Source organism: Nocardioides sp., from assembly GCF_041393715.1.
Taxonomy (GTDB): Bacteria; Actinomycetota; Actinomycetes; order Propionibacteriales; family Nocardioidaceae; genus Nocardioides.
This window is the reverse complement of sequence record NZ_JAWKJQ010000004.1, coordinates 270,088-294,000: the sequence shown is the minus strand read 5'-3', so window position 1 is coordinate 294,000 and position 23,913 is coordinate 270,088. Positions and strand designations below refer to the sequence as shown.

Sequence of the window (23,913 nt, the reverse complement as noted above, 5' to 3'; positions counted from 1 at the left end):
CCACGTCGCCGACCTGGGCGCGATCGTCAACGACGTCGGGTTCGGGCTCGTGCACGCACACTTCCAGCGGCTCCGCGAGGCGCTGCTGCGCCTACGACGAGCTCACCGGCCACCGCCTGCTCCGTGGTGGCGTCACGCTCGGCGGGTCGGCACTCGACCGGGCTCCCGACCTGGCGCTGCTCGACCGGGTCGCGACCGAGGCCGCCGAGCTGGTGGCGATCTGCGCGGACCATCCCACGGTCCACGACCGGCTCAGCGCGACGGCCGTGCTCGACGCCGACACGGCCCGGCAGCTCGACACCGTCGGCTACGTCGCCCGCGCCAGCGGGCTGCCCGGCGATGCCCGCCGCGACCACCCGTTCGTGGCGATGCCGGCCTGGTGGGCGCCGGTCGTCCAGCACGACGGCGACGTGCTCGCGCGGTTCCGGGTGCGCGCCGACGAGCTGAGCGCGTCGGTGCTGCTGGTCCGCGACCTCACGGCCCGCTGGGCCGACGCCGCTCCTGGCCCGGAACGGTCAGGCCGCGACCGGTCTGGCCCCGCGGCCGTCGTACCGGCGGCGAGTGGAGGACGCAGCGGCGCGGGCGTCGTCGAGGCGTGGCGCGGCACGCTCGTGACCCGCGTCGAGCTGGCTCCCGACGGGACACTGGCCCGGGTCAAGGTCGTCGATCCGTCGTTCCTCAACTGGCCGGCGCTGCCCATCGCGCTGGCGGACACGATCGTCCCCGACTTCCCGCTGGCCAACAAGAGCTTCAACCAGTCCTACGCCGGCAACGACCTCTGACCGCGCGGCTCGGCGGCTCGGCGGCTCGGCGAACGACACGGGGCGAGCGCCCGGCGTGGATCTGACAGCCGGGCGCGCCGAGGGTCATACTGGGCAGATCCGACCACCGGCGAGGTAGGGCCTGTCCGCCGGTCCCCGACGTCAGGTCCGCCGCCATGACGACTCCCCCTGCCGCGCGCCGGCCGCCCACCGTGCCGGCCGCCGCGTTGGTCCACGTCTACACGGCCGTCGGCGCGGTGCTGGCCTTCTGGATGGTGGTCGCCGCCTTCGAGGGGCGCACCACGACCGTGCTGTGGCTGTTCCTGGTCGCCATGGTGATCGACGGCAGCGACGGTCTGCTGGCCCGACGGCTGCGGGTGAAGGAGGCGATCCCCGGCTTCGACGGTGCGCTGCTCGACAACATCGTCGACTACCTCACCTACTGCTTCGCGCCGATGCTGCTGCTGTGGGCCGACGGCCGGCTCCCGGGTGGCGCCGTGGGGGCGGTGCTGGCCAGCCTGCCCATGCTCGCGTCGTCGTACGGCTTCTGTCGCTCGGACGCCAAGACCGAGGACCACTTCTTCCTCGGCTTCCCGTCCTACTGGAACATCCTCGCGTTCTATGTCGTGGTGCTCGAGCTGTCCCCCACGGTGACCGGCGTGCTGGTGGCGGTCTTCGCGGTGCTGGTCTTCGTGCCGGTGAAGTACGTCTATCCCTCACGCACCGAGAACTGGTGGTGGACCAACATGGCCGCGACGGCCGCCTGGTTCGCGGCGTACGCCGTGATCACGGTGCAGCTGCCCGACCCCAACGTGGTGCTGGTCGGCCTGTCGCTGGCCTACGTCGCGTTCTACACCGTCGAGTCGTTGATGCTCACGCTGCGCCGGCGCCGGACGGACCCGGCGTCGAGCTCCGCCGCGGCGCCCGCGCCGTCGGCGTGAGGCGTCAGTAGGCGCCCGCGACGTCGACCTGATAGGTCCGGCCGGACTCCCACTCGGCGGCGAAGCTGAAGCGGCTGCCGCGGACCAGCGTGATCCGGAACTCCACGGGCCGCTCGTCGAGGCAGCCGGTGCGCTCGACCAGCATGGCGGCCTCCTGGCGCTTCATGCCGAGCAGGGCGCGCTGCTCCTTCGACGGCACCACCGCGCTGATCCGCTCGCGGCCGCCGGTCAGCCGCACGCCGGCGGTGCGCTGCCACTCGTCGTACAGGCCGGTGTGGGCGAAGTCGCGCTTGAGCAGCGGGAGGGCGAGCGTCGGCTCGAGCCACGCCCGGTCCCAGGCGATGGGCTCGTCGCCGCCGAGCCGGAGTCGCTCGAGATAGACCAGCCTCGTGCGCGCGGGCAGGCCGAGGCGCTGCGCCGCGAGGTCGTCGGTACGCCGGTCGGCGACGATCAGCTCGCTGCGCTGCTCGATGCCGCGCGACTCCAGCTCCTGGAAGAGGGAGTACATCGCCCCGAGCTGCTGGGAGATCACGCCCGGATGGGCGACCGACGAGCGGCCGCGGGAGGACTCGATCAGGCCGTCCTGGCGCAGCCGGCGGAGCGCCTCGCGGACGGTGTGCCGGCTGACGGAGTAGACCTGCACCAGCTCCATCTCGCCGGGGAAGCGATCGGCGAACTCACCGCCCTCCAGGCGCCGCAGCAGGTCGTCGCGCAGCTGGGACCACAGCGGGTCGGAGGACCGGCGGTCGAGCTTGCGCGGCCCCGGGCGTGCGGGCATCGGTCACCTCCTCGTCTCCGACGCGGCGCGCCGGGGATCCGACCTCCGGCACCTGTCGTCACCCGACGGTATCGCGCGCACCCGGCCACCTCGACCGCAGACGGGCGGACAGGGGGTGCGTGTTCCCCGTGGCGCCGGTGCTGAGGGCCCGAGGACCCACCCCGAATGTCCGGACAACTGCCGATTCGCGGTACCGTGGGGGCACACGGTCGGGACCTCCCGAGACGACGAGGAGAGAGGGTGGGCATGGCCCGCGATCAGCAGCTGGGTGAGGACCCGGACTATCGGTTCAGCCTGGCCAACGAACGCACGTTCCTGGCCTGGATCCGCACCGCGCTCGCGCTGCTGGCCGGCGGGGTCGCGCTGGTCGCCGTCGTTCCCGACTTCGGGCCGCCGTGGCTCAAGCACACGGCGGGCGCGGTGATGCTGCTGTTGTCGGTGACGCTGTCGTTGCTGGCCTACCGGCGGTGGCGGTTGACCGAGGTCGCGCTGCGCACCGGTCAGTCGTTGCCCGCCCCCCACCTGCTGCAGATCCTCTCGACCGGGCTGGTGATCGTGGCCTTCGTCGTGCTCGCGTTGCTGGTGTTCTGAGGCTCGCATGGCCCACGTCTCCCGGAGCGCCGACGACAACGACAACGAGCTCGTCCACCAGGTGGCCGCGCTCGAGCGCACCGCGCTCTCCTGGGAGCGCACCGGCATCGGCGTCGCCGCCGCGGGTGCGCTGCTGCTGCACCTGCGCGACGAGTCGACCGGCCTGCTCGTCCTCGGTGGCCTGCTGATCCTCACCGCCATCGCGATCGTGCTGGTGCTGGCGCCGCTGCGCTACCGCGCCGCGCGCGACGACGTACTCGCCAGCGAGAGCGTGGTCCAGCAGTGGGCCCTCCTGAGCCTGTCCCTCATCGTGGCCGTCGTCGGCGTCGGCTTCCTGATCGACCTGGTCGTCCGCTCCCTCATCTGAGGCCGAGGCGGTCAGCCCTGGTAGTGGTAGGCCTTCCGGCGCGGGGTGACGTGGCGCATCATGAACTCCGGCCGACGGAGGCCGTCGGGGCCGGGGCCGGGGCGGGTCATCGAGAGCCAGCGCTGGTAGACCTCGCGGGCCTTGTTGGTGTCGACCTCGACGTCGCCGTACTGGTCGGTGGGGTGCGCCTTCTCGATGCGGACCTTCTGGTGCCAGCAGTGCATGCCGGAGACCGGGTCGGGCTGCACCGGGAAGGTGAGGTTCTGGTGCACGCCCGGGTCGTCCCAGTAGATCCGCTCGGAGTCGGGGTCGTCGGAGGTGAACGGCTTGATGCCCTCCTTGTAGCGGAGCTTCCAGATGCCGTCGTCGTTGCGGTTGAGGTCGACCTTGCCCATCACCCAGCGGCTGCCGGGGTGGCCGTCCTGGTGCCAGCGGCCCATGTGGTGGGACATGCCGACCACGCCCGGCCGGATCGCCTCGGTCGCCCAGACCCGCGCCACGAAGTGGCCGATCTCGGTGCTCACCCGGGCGAGGTCGCCGGTCTTCAGCCCCATCGCGGCGGCGTCGTCGGCGTTGAACCACAGCGGGTGGGTGTTGGAGATCTCGTTGAGGTACTTCGCGTTGCCGGAGCGGGTGTGGATCATCGTCGGCAGCCGGAAGTTGGGCATCAGCACGAACTCGTCGTTGCCCCGGTCGATGTTGCGCGCCGAGACGTGCGACTCGAAGTAGTTGGGCATCGCATGCTCGGGCCAGCCCCAGTCGGCCAGCGTGGTCGAGAAGATCTCGAGCTTGCGCGAGGGAGACAGCCAGCCGAAGACCTTCGACCCGTCCTTGTGCTGGAGCCCGACGGCACCCGCCTCGCCCACCAGGGGCGGCTGGGTCTCCTCGGTCACCGGCTTGCGGAGGACGCCGTTCGCGTCGGGCGTCGCGCCGTCGAGCTCGGCCTCGGTGAGCGGACGCTCGTCGAGGCGGTACTGGTCCTTGACGAGCTCGAAGGCGCCGAACTTCCGCATGTACTCCAGCGGCGTGAGCCCCGCCGCAGCCGCGGCGTCGGGCAGCCCGGGGACGGACTTGTTGAAGAGGATGTCGTAGTACTCATCCATCGTCATCCGCTCGCCGGGGTGCTCCCGCGACTCGAACCACTGCCGGATGCCGAGCTCCCCGTCGGGGTCGATCTCCCACGACAGCGCGAACCAGAACTCGTTCTCCTCCCACACCTCGCCGGGGTTGGCGTCGCGGCTGTCGGTGTAGGGGATGCCCTGCTTGTCCATCGCCACCCGCATCACCGGCTGCCGGAAGGCCAGCCACTTGGAGGTGTGCGTCTCGAACGACATGGTGTCGTGGCGCTCGGAGGCGTGCCCCATCGGCAGCACGTAGTCGGCGAAGGTGGCCGACTCGCTCCAGGTCGGGGTGAGGGCGACGTGCATCCCGATCTTGGACTCGTCGGTGAGCACGTCGATCCAGGTGAACCCGTCGGGGTTGATCCACAGCGGGTTGTAGACCCGGCTGAAGTAGACGTCGACCTTGCCGCGGTTGCCGTCCTTGAGCAGGTGCGGCAGCAGGATCGACATCTCGTTGGTGGTCAGCGGGTACTCGATCGGCCAGAGCTTCTCGCTCCACTCCTCGTTGGGCGGCGGCATCTCCGGGAAGTGGGCGATGAACTTGTCCCAGCCGTTGGGGTGCGTCCCGCCCGGGGTGCCGACGGCGCCGGTGAGCACGTTGAGGAAGAACATGCTCCGGGTGATCTGCCAGCCGCCCAGGTTGCCGGCCGTGGCCGACCGCCAGGTGTGCGTCGCGAGCGCGGTGCCGGCCTCGGCGACCATCTCGGCGAGGGCCTGGATCTGCGCGGCGTCGACGTGGGCCTCGGCGGCGGCGTACTCGAAGGTGTAGTGGGCGTAGTCCTCGGTGAGCCGCTCGATGAACGCGTCGAACTCGACAGGGGCGTCGGGGTGCAGCCGCTCGAGGTAGACGTCCCAGTTGACCCAGCGCTCCATGAACGCGCGGTCGATCTTCCCCTCCCGGAGGAGGTACGACGCCACGGCGAGGAAGATGACCGCCTCGGAGCCGGGCCACGGGGCGATCCAGAGGTCGGCGTGCGACGCGGTGTTGGAGAGGCGCAGGTCGAGGACGGCCACCTTGGCGCCGTTCTTCTTGGCCTCCATGATCCGCTGGGCGTGCGGGTTGAAGTAGTGGCCGGTCTCCAGGTGGCTGGAGAGCAGCACGATCGTCTTGGCGTTGGCGTAGTCGGGCGACGGCCGGTCGAAGCCCATCCAGTGGGTGTAGCCGGTGCGACCGCCGGACGAGCAGACGTTGGTGTGGCTGTTGTGGCCGTCGACGCCCCAGGCCTGGAGCACCCGCTCGGCGAAGCCGTCCTCGCCGGGGCGGCCGACGTGGTACATCACCTCGTCCTTGCGGTCCTCGACGATCGCCTTGCGGATCCGGCCGCCGATGTCGGCCAGCGCCTCCTCCCAGGAGACCTGCTCGAACTTGCCGGAGCCGCGCTCGCCGACCCGCCGCAGCGGGTGCAGGATGCGCTCCGGGTCGTGGACCTGGTTGATGGTCGCCGGGCCCTTGGCGCAGTTGCGCCCGCGCGAGCCGGGGTGGGCTGGGTTGCCCTCGAACTTGCGGATCGACAGGTCGTCGTGGTCGACGTAGGCCAGCAGCCCGCAGGACGACTCGCAGTTGAAGCAGATCGTCGGGATCAGCATGTAGTCGTGGGGCTCGCGGGTCTTCGGGTCGGCCTGGGTGTGCCGGTCCCACTCCTCCGGAGGCGGGTAGTTGGACAGCCCCCAGCGGGTGCGCTGACCGGGCAGCGGGACGGTCATCTCGGTGTCCTTCTCGATGGTCATGACAGCGGCACCTCCTGGCCGGCGCGGACGAAGACGTGCTCGTACATCAGCAGGGCGACCTGCGCGGCGATGCCGCCGAGCGCACCCAGCCACAGGCCGCCGACGAAGAAGCCGGCGAGTGCGAGGACGGCTGCCACGACCGCGATCCCGTTGCCGAGCTGCAGCGTGGAGCCGTAGCGGGCGCCGGTCATGATCTTCACGCCGGCCTGGGCGTTGTCGGTGCCGTGGTGACCGCGGATCTCGATCATCACGAACATCAGGTGGAGCACGGTGCCGGCCAGCAGGCCGACGAGCAGCGGCACCCGGAGGTCGCCGTACGACATGAAGGGCCCGAGCACCAGGAGCAGCCCCGAGCCGACCATGAAGGCCTGGGCGAGGAGGTGCCAGAACAGCAGCGGGTTCTGCCACAGGTCGCGACCCTCGGCCTGCTTGAAGAGGAACGCGGTGTAGCCCGCCGTCAGGGCGCCGGCCACCACGGCCGGTCCGGCCAGCCAGCGGATCGCCGTCGGGGCGTCGACCAGCCCGAAGACGAACCACAGGAACGACAGGCCGGCCGCGACGGAGAGCACCAGCCCGCCCTTGAAGAGCCACGAGGTGGGGTTGGGCTTGAGCAGCAGCATCCAGAACCGCTCGGGGCGCTTGAGGTCGAGGATCAGCAGCAGCGCGGTGGACAGCAGTCCGGCCATCGCGAGCAGCGGGGCCACGACCTCGCCGAGCGTGCCGCCGGCACCGCCGAAGAGCATCACCAGACCGGCGAGCATCATCGCGCCGGCGGCGACCCCCTTGGTCCAGAGGTAGGTCGACACCATCCAGCCCCACGGCCGCGGGTGGGCGGTGTTGAGCGTGGTGCGGGCCATGGTCTCGGGGTCCATGGTCAGGTCGGTCTTGATCGCGGTGCGCAGCTTGTCCGGCTGCGCCCAGATGTAGGTGTCGTCGACCGGGGCGGCCAGCGGCTGGAGCACGCTGGGGCTGGCGCCGACGTAGTGGACGTTGGGGCCGGTGTTCTGCTCCGGCGACCGGACCTGGGTGGTGTTGGTGGCCACGAACTGCGAGATCGCGCTCTCCGGGTCGTCGAGGTCACCGACCCAGATCGACTCGGTCGGGCAGACCACGACACAGGCCGGCTCCAGGCCCTGGTCGACGCGGTGGGAGCAGAAGTTGCACTTGGCCGCGGTGTGGGTGTCCTCGTCGATGTAGATCGCGTCGTAGGGGCACGCCTGCATGCACGACTTGCAGCCGATGCAGCGCGAGTTGTCGAAGTCGACGATGCCGTCCTCGCGCTTGAACAGCGCCTGCGTCGGGCAGATCGCCACGCAGGGCGCGTCGGTGCAGTGGTTGCACCGCATCACGCCCATGTCGCGCTGGGTCTCGGGGTAGGCACCGGAGTCGACGTACTTCACCCAGGTGCGGAACTGACCGAGCGGCACCTCGTGCTCGGTCTTGCACGCCACGGTGCAGGCATGACAGCCGATGCACGTCCGCTGGTCGATCGCGAATCCGTACTGCACGACACCTCCGCAGGCTTGATGACCGGAAGACCCGGTCGGGCCGAGCCTACGGTGGCGCGACCCGTGGGTCCAGGATATGTACGTACTTTTCTTTCCGCAACGGTCAGGTCAGCCGGCGGTCGCGCAGGCCAGCGCCGCCGTGTCGAGAGCCGTGCGGTTGACGTCGGACATCAGCGAGATGTCCTTGTCGACGTAGTGCCACTGATCGTCGAAGAGCCCGTCGGCGACCATCGCCGCGAGGCCGACGTCGCCGATCCAGGTGGTGGCCACGCAACGGGCCTGTGCCTCGGTGAGCGTGCCGGCGTCGACCAGCGCGGTGCGCAGTCCGCGCTCCGCGGCGCGCTGGTCGGCGGCGTCGTACGTCGCGTCCGCGGGCACGCTCGACGACCCGCCGTCGGTCGGCGACGTGGTGGATGCGGTCGGCTCGGTCGGCGTCGGCACCGTCGGCGTCCCCGACTCGGATGCGGCGACCGTCGGGTCGTCCGGCCCCGGGTCGCCGCCGGGGCCGAGCAGCTGCCAGGCGCCGACGGCAGTCCCGCCGACGAGCAGTACGACGGCCGCCGCGACCAGCCAGGGCGCCCGCGAACGCCGCGGCTGCGTGGTCGGCTCGACCGCGGGCCGAGCCGAGGCCGCGCCCCTGACGGCGGTGACATCGGCAGCCGGACGCGGGACGACGGGCACCTCGCCGGCGAGCGCACGGCGCAGGTCGTCGTGCATCGCCTGGGCCGAGGGATAGCGGTCTTCCGGCAGCTTGGCCAGGGCGCGCGCGAGGATCGGGTTGATCCGCGCCGCCCACGGGTCCCCCTCGGGCAGGGCGGGGACCGGCCGGTCGATGTGCGCGGAGACGATCTCGAAGTCGGACACCCCGTCGTACGGCGGCTGCCCGACCAGCGACCACCACAGCACGCACCCCAGGGAGTAGACGTCGCTGGCTACCCCCGCCGTCCCACCGGTGTGCAGCTCGGGCGCCATGAATCGCGGCGTGCCGACCGTGCTCGAGGTCAGCGTCGGGTCGCCGCCGTCGACACGGCGGGCGATCCCGAAGTCGCCGAGGAAGGCGTGCACCCGGTCGCCCCGCTCGCGGATGAGGACGTTGGCCGGCTTCACGTCGCGATGGACCAGCCCGGCCGCGTGGGCGTCCACGAGGCCGAGCGCGACCTGCGCGACCAGGTCGACCGCCACCTCCCGCTGCGGCAGCCCCGCTCGCGCACCACCCGCGCCAGGTCGCCTCCCTCGATCAGCTGGGTGGCGAGGTAGAGCACGCTGCTGCCGTCGTCGGCGACCTCCTCGCCGTAGGTGTAGACGTGCACGACGTGCGGCGAGTCGAGCGCCGCCAGCGCCCGTGCCTCGGAGGAACCGCGCGCGGAACTCGGGTCGTCTGCCCACTGCGGCGCGATCACCTTGAGCGCCACCCGCCGGTCCAGGTCACGCTGGGTCGCGGCCAGCACCACGCCCATCCCGCCGTCGCCGATCCGACGGTCGACGCGGTAGCCGCCGATCTCCTCCCCCGGTTGGGGGTACCCCCGTGCACTCACGTCTCTGTTCTACCGCGAGGGGCGCCTCACCGGTCGTCCGGTGGCGGCCGGCTGAGACGTCGGGCGGCGAAGCCACGCCCGTCGCCGCCGGGTAGCGTCCTGTCCTGGAAGGCCGCCCGTCGGGCTGCCCCACCATGTTTGCCCTGGGTGAGCCGGCACCCAGGACGGATCCGCCTCGTGCCCAGGGAGCCCCACCATCGACAACGAGATCCAGCTCATCAGCGATGGCGAGGGCTTGGCCGTCATCGGCGAACCCGGGGTCGTCGACCTGTTCCTCGCCTCCGAGGGACTCGTCTCCCGCGACCGGGGCTGCCCCGGCTGCAGACCGCTCTGAGCTCGGAGCAGCGGTCAGCCAGGCGGGGTCCGAGCTCGCCGCCAGCTCCGGTCGCTGGGTGAAGCTGACCAAGGAGTCGGCGCAGCTGGTCGACAAGCACGGGCTGAGGAGGAGCGGCCAGTCCGGTCTCGAGACCGGCGTCATCCGCGGGAAGAAGGGTCAGGTCAAGGGCTTCGTCGAGTTCGCGAGGACTCCCGGCGCCTCGATCACCAACCCGGCGGTCCTGGCCGGGGCCGCCGGCATCATGGCGCAGGTCGCCATGCAGCAGACGATGGACGAGATCACCGACTATCTCGCCGCCATCGACGAGAAGGTCGACGACGTCCTGCGCGCCCAGAAGGACGCCGTCCTGGCCAAGATGATCGGGGTCGGCTTCGTGATCGAGGAGGCGATGACCACCCGAGAGCATGGCGGCCGGGTCAACGAGGTCACCTGGTCCAAGGTGCAGGGCGCTCCGGGGACGATCGCCGAGACCCAGGCCTATGCGCTGCGTCAGCTCGACGCGCTGGCCGAGAAGCTGGAGGGCAAGGCCAAGGTCGGAGACCTCGCCAAGGCTGCGAGGGAGGCCGAGTCGACGGCCCAGGAGTGGCTCGCCGTGCTGGCCCGCTGCTTCCAGCTGCAGGAGGCGATCGCCGTGATCGAGCTCGATCGGGTCCTGGACGCCGCTCCCGACGACCTGGACGGGCATCGGCGCGGCCTCCAGGCCGCCCGACGTGACCGGCTCGAGGTCATCTCCCGCTGCACCGAACACCTGCTGGCCCGCATGGATGCGGCGGCGGCGACCGCCAACAAGCAAGTGCTCACGCACCCGAGCAAGTCCCGTGAGGTGGTCGCGTCGAGCAACCACGTGGCCGGATCGGTCGGCGAGTTCCGCGAGCGCCTGGGCATCGCCGCAGACGGCCAGTCCTGGGAGGCGCGCCGCTGGTCCGAGGCCGCGGGCGAGGTCCGCGACAAGGTCCTCGAGACGGGCGTCGAGGGTGTGACCGCGGTCAGGCGCGCCGGGGCCGGGGGATTCGAGCGAGCGAGGTCGGCCACGGGCAGGGTGTCCGAGCGCCTCGGCGACCGCACCTTCCGACGCCGCAGCCAGGAGAGCACTGCTGACGAGGCCGACGACGAGGCGTGAGGCAGCTGCGGTCGCTCAGACGTTGCCCGTCGTGGACGGCCCGCCGGGGCCGTCGGACCAGGTGGCCAGCAGTCGGACCGGCGTCCGGCTGGGCAGGTCCGCGACCCTGACGACGAGGGTGGTCGTTCCCACACCCCGCACGCTGCAGGGTCGGCTCTCGCCGACGGTGCACCTGGCGTCGCTGGCCGGACTCGGGAGGTCGACCGTCAGCCGGGCGGCATGGATGTCCAACGCCCAGCCGGCCGGGATCAGCTGCCAGTCGAGCTGCCGCATCCCCGAGGCAGTGGTCCCCACCACGCCGGCAACCCGGTAGTCGATGCGCACCGCGTGCTGCCAGACGGACAACGTGCGTCGTGGATCGCCGATCCGATAGGCGAGGTCACCGCCGACCCTGGACTGCCGCGTGGGTGTCGACCGCCCGTCGAGGCGCGCTCTGAACCCCCTGACCACCGCGTCGCCCGTGAACGTCCGGTAGATCCCGTGCCGATCATCGACGGGTACGTCGAGCGTGAGCCTCTCGACGGCCTCGAGGTCTCCGGCCCCCGTGACCGCGAAGTCAGCGCGATAGCGGTCGATGCTCACCGGATCGGAGTCCGTGGGACCCGAGGTCGTGGGCGTGGGCGAGCTGGGAGCGGCGCTCGAGGACGGAGGTCCGGTCGACGTCGATGACACGGCGGGCGACGCGGTCGCCGGCCGGGCACCCGGACCGCCTGAGCCGGCGCCACAGCCGGGCACCAGGCCCAGCGCGATCGCCGTACCCGCCAACGCCCTCAGGAACCGCATGGCGTCACCCTAGGGCCGGCGACACCGCCATGCGGGCTGCTCCAGCAGGGCGGTTCACCCCACCCTGGTCCGAGTCCGTGGAGAGCAGTGCAGCTCGACGTCCGGGTGACTCGTCCGTGACGATGCCCCGCGCGAAGCAACCCCCGCACGGCGGCTCAGAACAACAGCGCGGTCCCCGGGTCCTCGAGGATGCCGGCGACGTCGGCGAGGAACTGGGAGCCGGCGGCGCCGTCGATGTGGCGATGGTCGAAGGACAGGGCCAGGGTGGTGACCTGGCGGGGCTCGATCACGTCGACACCGTCGCGGGTGACCACCCAGGGTTGCTTGCGGATCGCGCCGAAGGCCAGGATCGCGGACTCCCCCGGGTTGATGATCGGCGTGCCGGAGTCGATGCCGAAGACGCCGACGTTGGTGATCGTCAGGGTGCCGCCGGCCATCTCGGCCGGCTGGGTGCGGCCCTCGCGCGCCGTCGCCGTGAGGTCGGCGAGCGCCTGGGCGAGCTCCGGGAGCGACAGGTCCTGGGCGTCCTTGATGTTGGGGACGACCAGGCCGCGCGGGGTCGCCGCGGCGATGCCGAGGTTGACGTAGCGCTTGAAGACGATCTCCTGAGCGGCGGCGTCGAAGGTGGAGTTGACCTCGGGCGTACGACGGGCGGCCAGGATGACCGCGCGGGCGAGCACCAGCAGCGGGGAGACCTTGAGGTCGCGCAGCTCGGGCCGCTTCTTGAGCCGGGCGACCAGCTCCATCGTCGCGGTCGCGTCGACGGTGACCCACTCGGTGACGTGGGGCGCTGAGAACGCGGAGCCCACCATCGCCTCGGCCATCATCTTGCGGACGCCCTTGACCGGCTCGCGCCACTCGCGATCGGCCTGGTCGTGAGCCGGCGGCCGGGTGGCCGCGGCGATCGGCATCGCCGACGACGCTGCGGCCTCGACGTCGGCACGGGTGACCACCCCGTCCTTGCCGCTCGGGGCGACCGAGGACAGATCGACGCCGAGGTCCTTGGCGAGCTTGCGGACCGGTGGCTTGGCCAGGGCGCGGTGGCGCGACGACTGCCGCGCGGGCTCGTCGACCGCCGCCCCATCCCGGGCCGGCTCGTCGACCAGCAGCGCGCCGATCAGCTCCTGGGCCTTGTCGTGCTGGAGTCCGGCGCCGGCGTTGAAGGAGTCCTGGACGTCTGCGTGGGCGGTGATCTCCCCGGCCCGCTCGGCGCCGGGCTTGCGCCGCCGCCGGTGTACGCCGGCCTCACGGGGGCCGTAGCCGACCAGCGTGACGTTGCCCTCCGGCGGGACGTTGGTGTCGATCTCCGCGGGCGGGCCGTCGTCGGCCGGCGTCGCCGGAGCCTCGGCCGGCACCTCGCCCTCCTGGGCGATCGAGATGATCGGGCTGCCGACGGCGACGGTCTCGCCCTCGGGGGCCAGCAGCGCGGTGACCGTGCCGGCGTAGGGCGAGGGGAGCTCCACGATGCTCTTCGCGGTCTCGATGTCGCAGACCACGTCGTTGACGGCGATGACGTCGCCGACCTTGACCTTCCAGGCCACGATCTCGGCCTCGGTGAGACCCTCGCCCACGTCGGGCAGCAGATAGTCGGCCATCAGAACTCCAGCGCTCGGTCGACGGCGTCGAGGACCCGGTCGAGGTCGGGCAGCCACTCCTCCTCGACCCGCGACGGCGGGTAGGGGGTGTCGAAGCCGCCAACCCGGAGCACGGGTGCCTCGAGGGAGTAGAAGCACTGCTCGGTGATCCGGGCCGCGAGCTCGGCGCCCATGCCGAGGTTGACGTGGGCCTCGTGCACGACCACGGCCCGCCCGGTGCGCGAGACCGACTCCAGCACCGGACCCATGTCGAGCGGCGACAGGGTGCGCAGGTCGATCACCTCGAGGCTCTTGCCCTCGCCCGCGGCGGCCTCGGCCGCCCGCAGGCAGGTCTTCACGGTGGGGCCGTAGCCCAGCAACGTCAGGTCGCTGCCCCGCCGCGTCACCCGGGAGGCGAACAGCGGGTCAGGGGTGGCGGTGTCGTCGAGCTCGGCCTTGTCGGCGTGGTACTGCCGCTTGGGCTCGAGGAAGATCACCGGGTCGTCGGAGGCGATCGCCTGCTGGATCATCCAGTAGCCGTCGACCGGGTTGGAGCAGGAGACCACCTTGAGGCCCGGGGTGTGCGCGAACTGCGCCTCCGGGCTCTCGGAGTGGTGCTCGACCGCGCCGATGCCGCCGCCGAAGGGGATCCGGATGACCATCGGCATGGCCAGCCGTCCCTGGCTGCGGAAGTGCATCTTGGCGACCTGGCAGACGATCTGGTCGTAGGCGGGATAGACGAAGCCGTCGAACTGGATCTCCACGACCGGCCGGTAGCCGCGCAGCGCCAGACCCACCGCCGTGCCGACGATGCCGGACTCGGCGAGCGGGCTGTCGATCACCCGGTCCTCGCCGAAGTCCTTCTGCAGGCCGTCGGTGATCCGGAAGACGCCGCCGAGCTTGCCGACGTCCTCGCCCATGATCAGGACCTTGGGGTCGTCCTCCATCGCCTTGCGGAGCCCCGAGTTGAGCGCCTTGGCGAGCGTCACCTTCGAGGTGGTCATGCCGACACCCCCTCTCCCTCGAAGCTGGCGAGATAGGCGGCGAACTCGTCGCGCTGGGCCCGCAGCTCCTCGGGCATCTCGGCATAGACGTGGTCGAAGACGCTGGTCGGCGTCGGGTCGGGCATCGTGCGGCACCCGGCACGCAGGTGGGCGCCGAGGTCGTCGGCCTCGGCCTTGATCGAGTCGAGGTAGTCGGCGTCGGCCAGCCCGTTGCGCGTGAGGTAGGCCTCGACCCGGGCGATCGGGTCGCGCAGCTTCCACCGTTCGACGTCGTCGGAGAGGCGATAGCGGGTCGGGTCGTCGGTGGTGGTGTGGGCACCCATCCGGTAGGTGTAGGCCTCGACGAACGTGGGCCCCTGGCCCTCGCGGGCGTGGTCGAGCGCGGCCTGCGTGACGGCGTACGTCGCCAGCACGTCGTTGCCGTCGACCCGCATGCCCGGGAAGCCGAAGCCGAGGGCGCGCTGGAAGAGCGGGATCCGGGTCTGCCGCTCGATCGGCTCCGAGATCGCCCACTGGTTGTTCTGGCAGAAGAAGACGACCGGCGCGTTGTAGGACGCGGCGAAGATGAAGGCCTCGTTGACGTCGCCCTGCGAGGAGGCGCCGTCGCCGAAGTGGGCGAGCACGGCGGTGTCGCGGTCGGGGTCGTCGGTGCCGACCAGGCCGTCGCGCTGCACGCCCATGGCGTAGCCGGTGGCGTGCAGGGTCTGCGCGCCGATCACCACGGTGTAGAGGTGGAAGTTGCTCTCGTGGGGGTCCCAGCCGCCCTGGTCGACGCCGCGGAACAGCCCGAGCAGCTGGAGCGGGTCGATGCCGCGGCACCAGGCGACGCCGTGCTCGCGGTAGGTCGGGAAGACGAAGTCCTGGCGGCGGAGCGCACGGCCGGCGCCGATCTGCGCGGCCTCCTGCCCGAGCAGCTGCGCCCAGAGCCCGAGCTCGCCGTGTCGCTGCAGCGCGGTGGCCTCGGTGTCGATGCGCCGGGTCAGCACCATGTCGCGGTAGAAGCCGCGGATCTGCTCGGCCTCCTCCTCGGCGGTGAGGCCGGCGCCGAAGGAGTAGTCGGGGTGCTCGACCCGCTCTCCCTCGGGGGTGAGGAGCTGGATCAGGTCAGGGTCGGCCACAGGCCCTCCTTCGGGTCGCGCGGCGTGCGGGGTCTCCGCTGCCGATGCCGCTCGTCGAGGTGGCCACCGCGGGGGTGGTGCGGCGCCTGCCCGGCCGACGTGACCGGGCCCACACGAGCCACTCCCAACGTACCGCCGGGCCCCGCCCGCCCGCCAACCGGACCGGACCGCTCGGACGGCGTACGGCCTGCTCAGCCTGAGGCCAGTGACTCGCGGCCGTGGGGCGTGCGCCAGCCGCTCTCGTCGGGCCCGACGGGCACGATCCCCGTCGGGTTGATGTCGCCGTGGACGAGGTAGTAGTGCTGCTTGATCTGGTGGAAGTCGACGGTGTCGCCGAAGCCCGGCGTCTGGAACAGGTCGCGGGCATAGCCCCACAGCGCCGGCATCTCCGTCAGCTTGTTGCGGTTGCACTTGAAGTGGCCGTGATAGACGGCATCGAAGCGGACCAGCGTCGTGAACAGGCGTACGTCGGCCTCGGTGGGCTCGGCGCCCATCAGGAAGCGGCGGGTCGCCAGTCGCTCCTCGAGCCAGTCGAGCGCCGCGAACAGGCGTACGTAGGAGCGCTCGTAGGACGCCTGTGAGCCGGCGAAGCCGCAGCGGTAGACGCCATTGTTGACGTCGGTGTAGACCCGCCGCATCACCTCCTCCATCTCCTCGCGAACGTCGGCCGGCCACAGGTCGGGGGCGTCCTCTCGATGGAAGTCGGACCACTCGAAGAACAGGTCGTGGGTGATCTGCGGGAAGTCGTTGGTGACCACCTGGCCGCTCTCGATCTCGACCATGGCCGGCACCGTGATGCCCTTGTCGTAGTCGGGGTCGCGGGCGAGGTAGGCATCGCGCAGCCGGTGCACCCCCAGCACCGGGTCGAGGCCGTCGGGGTCGAGCCCGAAGGTCCAGCTGCGGGCGTCGTGGGTCGGCTCGGGGGTGCCGAGGGAGAGGACGTCGTGGAGCCCGAGCAGCTCGCGCACGATGATCGACCTGTTGGCCCACGGGCAGGCGCGCGCCGCGACCAGGCGGTAGCGGCCGGGCTCGACCGGCCAGGTGGCGGAGTCGACGGCGGCGCTCCGGTGCGGGTCGCGACTGCGGCCCGGCTCGGCGGTGATCCGGTCGGGGAGGTAGCGGGTGTCCCGGCGATACTCCTCACCGCCGGTGACGTACGTCGGGGCGTGCTCACCCACGGCGTCCCTCCTCCCTGACCTCACGGCCGGTGGTTGTCACCTCAACCATCCAGTGCCCCGCCGGGCACCTCGATAAACCCGCCCGCTCGTCGAGGGAGTCTCCGACGCCGATGCCCCGAAATTTTCACATCTCCATGCGAAAGTCGCGTCATGGGGGCCGCACGGGGCCGTCCCAGTGCATGGCGGGTGGCCCACGGCACGTGGGGACCCTCCGACGACCGGCCGCGGGCCCCACCCCCGGAGCCGGCTGGCGGAGGGTGTGCGGCCACCGGCCACGATGAGGGGCTCGACGGTCCTATCCCGAGTACGGGCCGTCGGGCCCCTCTTCGTCCCACGACATGCCGGAAATGGCCCCACGAGATGTCCCACCTGGCCCCGCGACATGCGCCAAATGGCGGGCCGACATGTCGGAAATGGTGACGCCAGGAGTCACGCCTAGGACCGGGGGCCTGACCCTGCGCGGACCGCGCCCGGCCCGGAGGCCGGGAGATCTCGCCGGGCCATTCCCCGCATCTCGCGGGACCATTCCCCGCATCTCGCGGGACCATTCCCTGCATCTCGCGGGACCATTCCGCGCATGTCGCGCTAGGGGAGGATGACCTCACCGCCGGGGACATGGGCCAGGTCGCGACCGATGCGCAGGTCGACCGGGTTGGTCATGCACCGGATCGAGCCGCCGCCCTTGTGGAACTCCGACACGTCGACGACCTCGACGGTGAAGCCCCACTCCTCGAGCTGGGCGCGCACCCGGTCGGGGCAGGCCGGCATCACCACGGTCGAGCCGATCACGATCGAGTTGGCGCAGAACGTCGAGAGTGCCTCCTCCTCACTGATCACCAGCGGGTCGGGCACCAGCGCCAGCAGCGCCGCGGCCGACTCGTCGTCGAAGGCGGCCGGGCAGACGATCGCCCGGGTCGGCGAGAGCGGGCAGAAGGCCAGGTCGAGGTGGTACATGCCCGGGTGGGTGATCCGGAAGCCGCGCACCCGGATGTCGAGGTCCTTGGCCAGGTGCTTGAGCCCGAGCTCCTCGGTGCGCGGGCCGTAGCCGACCAGCAGCGCGTCGCCGAAGGCGAAGGCGTCGCCGGCCTCGAAGTGGGCGCCGACCCCGTCGCGGCCGACGTACGACGTGGTGAAGCCGTTGTCGAGGAACCAGCGCTCCGCCGAGCCGGTCTCCATCCGGCGCTGCGGGTAGCGCATGTGCGACATCACCACGTGCGGGCGACCGTCGACGGTCTCGACGCCGAGCCCGAGGTTCATCGCGTAGACCATGTCGGGGGCGTCCTCGCGCTGCCCGAGCACGTCGACGCGGCCGCCGAGCCGCTCGATGGTCGCCACCAGCGCCTCCCACTGCTCCCGGGCGCGCGCGGGGTCGGGCTGGTCGGCGGGGTCCATGAACGGGTTGATCTGGTAGTCGACCCGGAAGTGGCTCGGCTCCACCTTGACGTAGCGGTAGCCCCACTGCAGCTGGTCCTGCTCGGTCATCTCGCCCCCTCTCACCCGGGGACGGCGTCGACCCGGCTCGGTTGTTCCCTGGTTGGTCCTTTGACTGATTGTCGGACAATCCGACCAGCAGTGTGCGGGTTTCGCCCACCTCGCGCAAGTCCCGGCGGCACCCGGTGGGGACCGCCCGCTCGGCGGCGGGCACCCGGGTGTGGGAAGAATGGAGCCATGCCCGCACCGGAGCCAGCGACCGACCCGACGCCGTTCGCCGGGCTGACGCTGACCCACTCCTCCACCGTCGACCGGGTGGCCGAGGAGTTGCGCCGAGCGGTCTTCGACGGCGAGCTCGAGTCCGGAACGCCGCTGCGGGAGGTGGCGCTGGCCGACTCGCTCGGCGTCGCCCGGTCCACCGTGCGCGAGGCGCTCGGCCTGCTGGTCGCCGAGGGCATCGCGATCCGCGAGCCCAACCGGGGCGTCTCGGTCGCCTCCCCCGACCCCGAGGCGATCACCGACGTGGTCCGGGCCCGGGCGGTGCTGGAGATCGCCGGCGTACGCCGCTGGGCCGAGGCCTCCGACGAGGCCCGCGACGCGGTCCGCGCCGCGCTGCGTGAGTACGCCGCCGCGGTGGCCGCCGACGCGTCCTACCAGGAGCTCAACGAGCGGCACCTGACGCTGCACCTGTCCTTCGTCGGGCTGCAGGAGTCGCCACGCCTGGTGGCGATGGCCGAGACGCTGATCGCCGAGCTCAAGGTCGCGCTGGCGCAGATCGACCGGATCCGCCGCAACGCCCACGACCAGGCCGGCTCGCACACGCACCTGCTGGAGCTGCTGGAGGCCGGCGAGGTGGCCGCCGCCACCGCCGACCTCGAGGCACACCTCGCCGACGCCGAGGTGGCGATCCGCGAGGCGCTGTTCCAGGCTCCGCCGGAGTGACGGGGCCCCGGTGAGCGACGACCAGGTCCCGACCACCGAGCCGGGGTCGACCGACCCCTCGCAGGTCCGGGTCAAGGCGCTCGCCGTCGTCCTCGACGCCGATCGCTCCCGGCACCTGGTGTTCCGGGCCCGCAACCAGGCGGGTCAGGACTTCCACCGTCCGCTCGGCGGCGGTGTCGAGCCGGGCGAGCGCGCCGCCGAGGCCGTCGTCCGCGAGATCGCCGAGGAGCTGGGCGCGACGTTCCGGCCGGAGGCCATGCTCGGCGTGGTGGAGAACATCTTCGAGCTCGACGGCCAGCTCGGTCACGAGGTCGTCTTCCTGTTCACGGGGACGCTCGCGGAGGCCGACATCGTGCCCGCGGAGGGACGGGTCTTCCACGACAACGGCGACCCCGGCTGGGCCGAGTGGCGGCCGGTGCACGGCGACGAGGACGCGTGTCCCCTCTATCCCGACGAGCTCCAGCGGCTGCTCGACGACTGGCTCGCCCGGCCCACCGTCTAGGCTCGACGACCGTGAAGCTCGTGATCTGGCTGCTGACCAACGCCGTCGCGCTGGCCGTGGCGGCCTGGCTCATCCCGGGGATCCGCTTCGACGGCCCCAGCTCCGGCCAGGCCGAGTGGCAGGAGAAGATCGTGCCGCTGCTGATCGTGGCGCTGATCATGGGGCTGGTGTCGGCCGTGGTGGAGCCGGTGGTCAAGCTGCTCAGCCTGCCGGTCATCATCCTGACGCTCGGCCTGTTCCTGCTGGTCATCAACGCGCTGATGCTCATGCTCACCGGCTGGATCGCCGGCCAGGCCGACCTGGGCTTCCACGTCGACGGCTTCTGGCCGGCGCTGGGCGGCGGCATCGTGATCACCCTGGTCACCGGGTTCATCAACATCCTCGTCGACGACGACGACCGATGACCGGGCCCGGGGGGACCGCGGCCGGCGACCGGCAGCCGACGCTGCCCCCACCCAGGACCGCCGGGCGCTACCGCGTCACCATCGTGTGCACCGGCAACATCTGCCGCTCCCCCACGGCCGACGTGGTGCTCGGCTCGATGCTCGCCGAGGCCGGACTCGAGCACGCGGTCGCCGTCGACAGCTATGGCCTCGGCGGCTGGCACGTCGGCGACGGCATGGACCGACGGTCGGCGAGCACCCTGGCGGCGGCGGGCTACCACCCGCACGACCACCGCGCCCGCCAGCTGCCGCGCTCCTGGGTCGACGGCTACGACCTGGTGCTCGCGATGGACGACGGCCACCTGCGCGACCTCCGCGCCCAGGCCCGCGCGGCCGGCGACCCTGCCGAGCACGTGCTGCTCTTCGGGGACTTCGACCCGGTGCACCCCGGCGGCAACGTCGAGGACCCGTACTACGGTGGGCCTGACGGGTTCGAGGAGGTGTTGGCCGTGGTCGAGCGCACCAGCGAGGCGATCGTGGCCGCGCTGCGCCGCTCCGTGTCCGCCGAGGAGCCCGACCCGCGATGACCCGGCAGCCGGTCATCGCCCGCCGCGCGGAGGCACTCCTCGACAGCGCGGTGATCGCGACGGCGCCCGTGGCCGGCGGCGACATCGCCACCGCCACCAAGCTGCGGCTCTCCGACGGCACCACGGCGCTGATGAAGACGCACCCACGGCCGCCCGAGGGCTTCTTCGCCGCGGAGATGCGCGGGCTGCGCTGGCTGGGCGCCGTCGAGGCCGGCGTACCCGTGCCGGAGGTGCTGGCCGGCGACGACGAGTGCGTGATCCTGCGCTGGGTCGAGCAGGGCAAGCCGGGCGCCGAGGCCGCGACCGCGTTCGGCACCGCGCTGGCCGCCACCCACGCCGCCGGGGCACCCGGCTACGGCGCCGTCGACGACGCCGGCGCCCACACCGACGGCTTCATCGGCCGGCTGCCGCTGGCCAACCGGGGCGCCGACTCCTGGGCGGAGTTCTACGCCGAGCGGCGGGTGCTGCCCTACCTGCGCCTGGGCCGCGACCGGGGGTCGGTGACCGAGGATCAGGTGTCGGTGATCGAGTCGGTGCTCCCGCGCCTGGCCGAGCTGGTGCCCGAGGAGGGCCCGGCACGGGTCCACGGCGACCTCTGGAACGGCAACGTCCTGTGGGGCCACGACGGCCACGCCCACATCATCGACCCCGCGGCCCACGGCGGGCACCGCGAGACCGACCTGGCGATGCTGTCGCTGTTCGGTCTGCCGCAGCTCGCCAAGGTGCTCGACGCCTACGACGCCACCGCGCCGCTCGGCGACGGCTGGCGCGACCGCGTCGGGCTGCACCAGCTGCACCCGCTGCTGGTGCACGCCTGCCTCTTCGGCGGCGGGTACGCCGCCCGCGCGGCGGCCGTCGTGTCGGCGTTCGCCTGAGCGGGCCGTCAGTCCCCGTCGTAGGGCGCGGCCTCGTCGGCCGCCCACGAGGCGTCGGCATCGTCGGAGGCGACCCGCACCGTCGACCGCTGCACCGCCGGGTCGCGCGCCTCGCCGTTGGGCAGGGCGACGCGACACTGCGGGAACACCTGCGCGGTGCAGGTGCGGCAGATGTCGGAGTCGAGCCGGGGGTAGACCGTGTCGATCGGGTGGGTCTTCGTGGGGAAGAGGTTCTCCTCGCCGATCTCGTGGAGGTACTCCCCCTTCTCGAGCAGCTCCACCACCGACGGCTGCGGCCGGTAGATGTAGAGCCCACCGCCGAGCTCCCGGCGCCGGGCGGCCTCCTGCGCCAGCATCTCGGCGCCGGCGATGTCGACGAAGTTGACCGTGGTCGCCGCGAGCATGACGTGCTTGTGGCCGGGGTTGATCTCGTCGATGCGGCGCAGCACCCGCTGCACGTGGTTGACGGCGCCGAAGAAGAGCGAGCCCTGGACCCGGACCATCTTGTACTGGGGGCACTCGGGCGCCCCGTCGACGGGCACGTAGTAGTAGCCGGAGGGGTCGGAGTCGGGCAGCACCGAGATCACCTGGGGCCGCGAGGTGCGGTAGAGGTAGAACAGCAGCGACAGCGCGATGCCGACGAGGATGCCCTTGTCGAGGCTGATCAGGGTGCCCACGAACGTCACCACCAGGATCACGCCCTCGCGCCGGCTGGTGCTCAGGATCGAGCGGATGTGGTGGCCGTCGATGAGCCCGTAGGCGACCAGGAACAGGATGCCGGCCATCGCCGCGGTCGGGAGGTAGGCCGCCAGCGGCGAGACCGCCAGCAGGATCGCGAGCAGGAAGAACGACGAGAACACCGACGCGAGGGGCGTCTTCGCCCCGGCGGCGAAGTTGACGCCGCTGCGGTTGAAGGAGCCGCTGGCGGCGTAGGAGGAGAAGAAGCTGCCGAAGATGTTGGCCAGGCCCTGACCCATGAACTCCTGGTTGCCGTCGATCGACTGCCCGGACTTGAGGGCCAGCGAGCGCGAGATCGACACGGCCTCGGTCAGCGCCAGCAGGGTGACCACCATGGCGGGCACGATCAGCTCGCCGATGGTCCCGGAGGAGAAGTCGGGCAGGCTCAGCGGCGGCAGGCCCGACTGGAGGGCGCCCACCGTGGCGATGTCCTGGCCGGGACCGTCGAGGGGGTCCAGAAGGATGGCCGCGATGCTGCCGACCACCAGCGCGATGATCATGTGCAGCTGCTTGAGGCGCTTGCGGAGGAGGATGCCGGTCAGCAGCGTGGCCGCGCCGACGGCGACGACGTACCAGTCGATCTGGTCGGCCTTCTCGACCGCCTGACGCAGCGTCTCCCACAGGGACAGGCCGCGCGGCATGTCGAGGCCGAGGAAGTTCTTGATCTGGGCGGCAGCGATCAGCACCGCGGCGCCCGCGGTGAAGCCGACCACCACGGTGTGCGAGATGAAGTTGACCAGCGCGCCCATCCGCGCCAGCCCGAGCACCAGCTGGAACAGGCCGGTGAGCAGGGTCAGCGTGAGGACGACCTCGATGAACTTGTCGGTGCCCGGCTCGGCCAGCGGCGAGACCGCCTCGAACACGACGATCGAGATGGCCGTCGTCGGGCCGGTCACCAGGTGCCAGCTCGACCCCCAGAGCGCGGCGATGATCGCGGGCACCATCGCGGAGTAGAGGCCGTACTCCGGCGGCAGGCCGGCGATGGTCGCGAAGGCCACCCCCTGCGGGAGCACCAGCAGCGCGCCGGTCAGGCCGGCGACCATGTCGGCACGCGTGTGGGCGCGGGTCACCCGGTGGCGCCAGGCCAGGAACGGCAACAGCCGCAGGGCCGGGCTGGTGGCGCCGCGACCCGTGGTCGGGGTGATCATCCGGCGTACCCTCCCTGCAATTGACCGGACATTTCCGGTCACGATATCGCCCCGCGGTCGAGATTCACAACCGAACGTATCCTCCCCCGACCGTCACGGCACGCCGCCGACGGCGGCGCACCTCTCAGGCGTCGTTCAGAGATCCGTGACACGCTGACCCGGTGAGCTCTGCCGCTGCGCGCCCCCGGGTGCTGGTCGTCGACGACGACCAGGCCGTGCGGGAGTCGTTGCGCCGCTCGCTGGAGTTCAACGGCTACGACGTGACGATGGCCGCCGACGGCGCCCAGGCCCTGGCCGGGGTCGGGACGGCCAACCCCGACGTCGTGGTGATGGACGTGATGATGCCGACGCTCGACGGCATCGCGGCGACCAAGGCGCTGCGCGCCGCGGGCAATGACGTGCCCATCCTGGTGCTGACCGCCCGCGACGCCGTCGGCGACCGGGTGGAGGGCCTCGACGCGGGCGCCGACGACTACCTCACCAAGCCGTTCGCGCTGGCCGAGCTGCTCGCCCGGCTGCGCGCCCTGCTGCGCCGGGTCGTCCCAGCCGAGGGCGACGACGACGAGGTGCTGTCCTTCGCCGACCTGTCGATGGACCTCGCGACCCGCGAGGTACGCCGGGGCACCCGGCTGATCGAGCTCACCCGCACCGAGTTCACCCTGCTCGAGATGTTCCTGCGCCGGCCGCGCCGGGTGCTCGAGCGCGCGTTCATCCTCGACGAGGTGTGGGGCTACGACTTCCCGACCACCGCCAACTCGCTGGAGGTCTACGTCGGCTACCTGCGCCGCAAGACCGAGGCCGAGTCGGAGCCGCGGCTGATCCACACCGTGCGCGGCGTGGGCTACGTCCTCAAGGAGACCTGA

The 23,913-nt window shown here is 71.7% G+C and carries 22 protein-coding genes and 1 pseudogene; 11 read left to right on the top strand and 12 right to left on the bottom strand.

Translation table 11 applies throughout. The features are described from left to right. Nucleotides 1–101: 101 nt before the first annotated feature. Both R2740_RS08570 and R2740_RS08565 read left to right on the top strand, forming a co-directional pair. A pseudogene (locus R2740_RS08570) lies at nt 102–782 on the top strand (formate hydrogenase); the annotation flags it as partial. Nucleotides 783–937: 155 nt separating this feature from the next. After that, a complete protein-coding gene (locus R2740_RS08565) occupies nt 938–1,702 on the top strand; it encodes a phosphatidylcholine/phosphatidylserine synthase (RefSeq protein ID WP_371302260.1) in 765 nt (254 codons plus the stop codon). Nucleotides 1,703–1,706: 4 nt separating this feature from the next. Here R2740_RS08565 and R2740_RS08560 read toward each other — a convergent pair whose 3' ends face one another. Further along, a complete protein-coding gene (locus R2740_RS08560) occupies nt 1,707–2,480 on the bottom strand; it encodes a GntR family transcriptional regulator (protein WP_371302259.1) in 774 nt (257 codons plus the stop codon). A gap of 246 nt (nt 2,481–2,726) precedes the next feature. Between R2740_RS08560 and R2740_RS08555 the strand changes: the two genes are divergently transcribed. Then, on the top strand, nt 2,727–3,071 hold the full coding sequence (locus R2740_RS08555) for a YidH family protein (protein WP_371302258.1): 345 nt from the start codon (nt 2,727–2,729) through the stop codon (nt 3,069–3,071). Nucleotides 3,072–3,078: 7 nt separating this feature from the next. Then, entirely contained in the window at nt 3,079–3,438 is a 360-nt protein-coding gene (locus tag R2740_RS08550) for a DUF202 domain-containing protein (RefSeq protein WP_371302257.1), read from the top strand. An 11-nt stretch (nt 3,439–3,449) separates the two neighbouring features. Here the strand turns inward: R2740_RS08550 and R2740_RS08545 are convergent, their stop codons facing one another. The 4 genes from R2740_RS08545 to R2740_RS08530 all read right to left on the bottom strand — a co-directional run bounded on the left by R2740_RS08545 (nt 3,450) and on the right by R2740_RS08530 (nt 9,330). Next, the gene (locus R2740_RS08545) at nt 3,450–6,287 is read right to left on the bottom strand and encodes a molybdopterin-dependent oxidoreductase (protein WP_371302256.1); all 2,838 of its coding nucleotides are present in this window, start codon (nt 6,285–6,287) and stop codon (nt 3,450–3,452) included. Then, nucleotides 6,284–7,795 carry a 4Fe-4S dicluster domain-containing protein gene (locus R2740_RS08540; RefSeq protein WP_371302255.1) on the bottom strand — a complete coding sequence of 504 codons (1,512 nt, stop codon included), beginning with the start codon at nt 7,793–7,795 and terminating at the stop codon, nt 6,284–6,286. Before R2740_RS08540 ends, R2740_RS08545 begins: the two co-directional genes overlap by 4 nt. Nucleotides 7,796–7,903: 108 nt before the next feature. After that, complete coding sequence (locus R2740_RS08535; RefSeq protein ID WP_371302254.1) at nt 7,904–8,977, bottom strand: serine/threonine-protein kinase; 1,074 nt, start codon at nt 8,975–8,977, stop codon at nt 7,904–7,906. After that, the gene (locus tag R2740_RS08530; protein WP_371302253.1) at nt 8,899–9,330 is read right to left on the bottom strand and encodes a protein kinase; all 432 of its coding nucleotides are present in this window, start codon (nt 9,328–9,330) and stop codon (nt 8,899–8,901) included. Before R2740_RS08530 ends, R2740_RS08535 begins: the two co-directional genes overlap by 79 nt. Nucleotides 9,331–9,722: 392 nt before the next feature. Here R2740_RS08530 and R2740_RS08525 point away from each other — a divergent pair, with 392 nt between their 5' ends. Next, nucleotides 9,723–10,787 (top strand): hypothetical protein, encoded by a 1,065-nt coding sequence (locus R2740_RS08525; RefSeq protein WP_371302252.1) that lies wholly within the window; start codon nt 9,723–9,725, stop codon nt 10,785–10,787. Nucleotides 10,788–10,802: 15 nt separating this feature from the next. Here R2740_RS08525 and R2740_RS08520 read toward each other — a convergent pair whose 3' ends face one another. From R2740_RS08520 to R2740_RS08495, 6 genes are all read right to left on the bottom strand, one after another. Next, a complete protein-coding gene (locus R2740_RS08520; protein ID WP_371302251.1) occupies nt 10,803–11,369 on the bottom strand; it encodes a DUF2207 domain-containing protein in 567 nt (188 codons plus the stop codon). A 356-nt stretch (nt 11,370–11,725) separates the two neighbouring features. Next, entirely contained in the window at nt 11,726–13,165 is a 1,440-nt protein-coding gene (locus R2740_RS08515) for a dihydrolipoamide acetyltransferase family protein (protein WP_371302250.1), read from the bottom strand. Then, complete coding sequence (locus R2740_RS08510; protein ID WP_371302249.1) at nt 13,165–14,148, bottom strand: alpha-ketoacid dehydrogenase subunit beta; 984 nt, start codon at nt 14,146–14,148, stop codon at nt 13,165–13,167. The genes R2740_RS08515 and R2740_RS08510 overlap by 1 nt, the downstream gene beginning before the upstream one ends. Next, complete coding sequence (gene pdhA / locus R2740_RS08505) at nt 14,145–15,266, bottom strand: pyruvate dehydrogenase (acetyl-transferring) E1 component subunit alpha (protein ID WP_371302248.1); 1,122 nt, start codon at nt 15,264–15,266, stop codon at nt 14,145–14,147. The genes R2740_RS08510 and pdhA overlap by 4 nt, the downstream gene beginning before the upstream one ends. Nucleotides 15,267–15,457: 191 nt before the next feature. Continuing rightward, on the bottom strand, nt 15,458–16,444 hold the full coding sequence (locus R2740_RS08500) for a glutathione S-transferase family protein (protein ID WP_371302247.1): 987 nt from the start codon (nt 16,442–16,444) through the stop codon (nt 15,458–15,460). A gap of 585 nt (nt 16,445–17,029) precedes the next feature. Next, nucleotides 17,030–17,926 (bottom strand): dimethylarginine dimethylaminohydrolase family protein, encoded by an 897-nt coding sequence (locus tag R2740_RS08495; protein WP_371302246.1) that lies wholly within the window; start codon nt 17,924–17,926, stop codon nt 17,030–17,032. Between the two features lie 186 nt (nt 17,927–18,112). Here R2740_RS08495 and R2740_RS08490 point away from each other — a divergent pair, with 186 nt between their 5' ends. The 5 genes from R2740_RS08490 to R2740_RS08470 are packed head-to-tail and all read left to right on the top strand — an operon-like array spanning nt 18,113 to nt 21,164. After that, nucleotides 18,113–18,817: a GntR family transcriptional regulator gene (locus tag R2740_RS08490; RefSeq protein WP_371302245.1), complete on the top strand. Its 705-nt coding sequence runs from the start codon at nt 18,113–18,115 to the stop codon at nt 18,815–18,817. 10 nt (nt 18,818–18,827) lie between these two features. Continuing rightward, nucleotides 18,828–19,319: an NUDIX hydrolase gene (locus R2740_RS08485; protein WP_371302244.1), complete on the top strand. Its 492-nt coding sequence runs from the start codon at nt 18,828–18,830 to the stop codon at nt 19,317–19,319. Nucleotides 19,320–19,330: 11 nt separating this feature from the next. After that, on the top strand, nt 19,331–19,723 hold the full coding sequence (locus tag R2740_RS08480; RefSeq protein WP_371302243.1) for a phage holin family protein: 393 nt from the start codon (nt 19,331–19,333) through the stop codon (nt 19,721–19,723). Then, nucleotides 19,720–20,289, top strand: coding sequence for a low molecular weight protein-tyrosine-phosphatase (locus tag R2740_RS08475; protein ID WP_371302242.1), 570 nt, complete (start codon nt 19,720–19,722; stop codon nt 20,287–20,289). The genes R2740_RS08480 and R2740_RS08475 overlap by 4 nt, the downstream gene beginning before the upstream one ends. Further along, the gene (locus R2740_RS08470; protein ID WP_371302241.1) at nt 20,286–21,164 is read left to right on the top strand and encodes a fructosamine kinase family protein; all 879 of its coding nucleotides are present in this window, start codon (nt 20,286–20,288) and stop codon (nt 21,162–21,164) included. Before R2740_RS08475 ends, R2740_RS08470 begins: the two co-directional genes overlap by 4 nt. An 8-nt stretch (nt 21,165–21,172) precedes the next feature. Here R2740_RS08470 and R2740_RS08465 read toward each other — a convergent pair whose 3' ends face one another. Next, entirely contained in the window at nt 21,173–23,050 is a 1,878-nt protein-coding gene (locus R2740_RS08465) for a SulP family inorganic anion transporter (RefSeq protein ID WP_371302240.1), read from the bottom strand. A 161-nt stretch (nt 23,051–23,211) separates the two neighbouring features. Between R2740_RS08465 and R2740_RS08460 the strand changes: the two genes are divergently transcribed. Then, nucleotides 23,212–23,913, top strand: a complete 702-nt coding sequence (locus R2740_RS08460; RefSeq protein ID WP_371302239.1) for a response regulator transcription factor — start codon at nt 23,212–23,214, stop codon at nt 23,911–23,913.

Excerpts from the sequence above, each read along its gene's own strand:
- R2740_RS08560 (WP_371302259.1), bottom strand. The coding sequence starts at position 2,480 with ATGCCCGCACGCCCGGGGCCGCGCAAGCTCGACCGCCGGTCCTCCGAC.
- R2740_RS08465 (WP_371302240.1), bottom strand. The coding sequence starts at position 23,050 with ATGATCACCCCGACCACGGGTCGCGGCGCCACCAGCCCGGCCCTGCGG.
- R2740_RS08510 (WP_371302249.1), bottom strand. The coding sequence starts at position 14,148 with ATGACCACCTCGAAGGTGACGCTCGCCAAGGCGCTCAACTCGGGGCTC.
- R2740_RS08555 (WP_371302258.1), top strand. The coding sequence starts at position 2,727 with ATGGCCCGCGATCAGCAGCTGGGTGAGGACCCGGACTATCGGTTCAGC.
- R2740_RS08475 (WP_371302242.1), top strand. The coding sequence starts at position 19,720 with ATGACCGGGCCCGGGGGGACCGCGGCCGGCGACCGGCAGCCGACGCTG.
- R2740_RS08565 (WP_371302260.1), top strand. The coding sequence starts at position 938 with ATGACGACTCCCCCTGCCGCGCGCCGGCCGCCCACCGTGCCGGCCGCC.
- R2740_RS08550 (WP_371302257.1), top strand. The coding sequence starts at position 3,079 with ATGGCCCACGTCTCCCGGAGCGCCGACGACAACGACAACGAGCTCGTC.
- R2740_RS08470 (WP_371302241.1), top strand. The coding sequence starts at position 20,286 with ATGACCCGGCAGCCGGTCATCGCCCGCCGCGCGGAGGCACTCCTCGAC.
- R2740_RS08495 (WP_371302246.1), bottom strand. The coding sequence starts at position 17,926 with ATGACCGAGCAGGACCAGCTGCAGTGGGGCTACCGCTACGTCAAGGTG.
- R2740_RS08545 (WP_371302256.1), bottom strand. The coding sequence starts at position 6,287 with ATGACCATCGAGAAGGACACCGAGATGACCGTCCCGCTGCCCGGTCAG.
- R2740_RS08515 (WP_371302250.1), bottom strand. The coding sequence starts at position 13,165 with ATGGCCGACTATCTGCTGCCCGACGTGGGCGAGGGTCTCACCGAGGCC.
- R2740_RS08490 (WP_371302245.1), top strand. The coding sequence starts at position 18,113 with ATGCCCGCACCGGAGCCAGCGACCGACCCGACGCCGTTCGCCGGGCTG.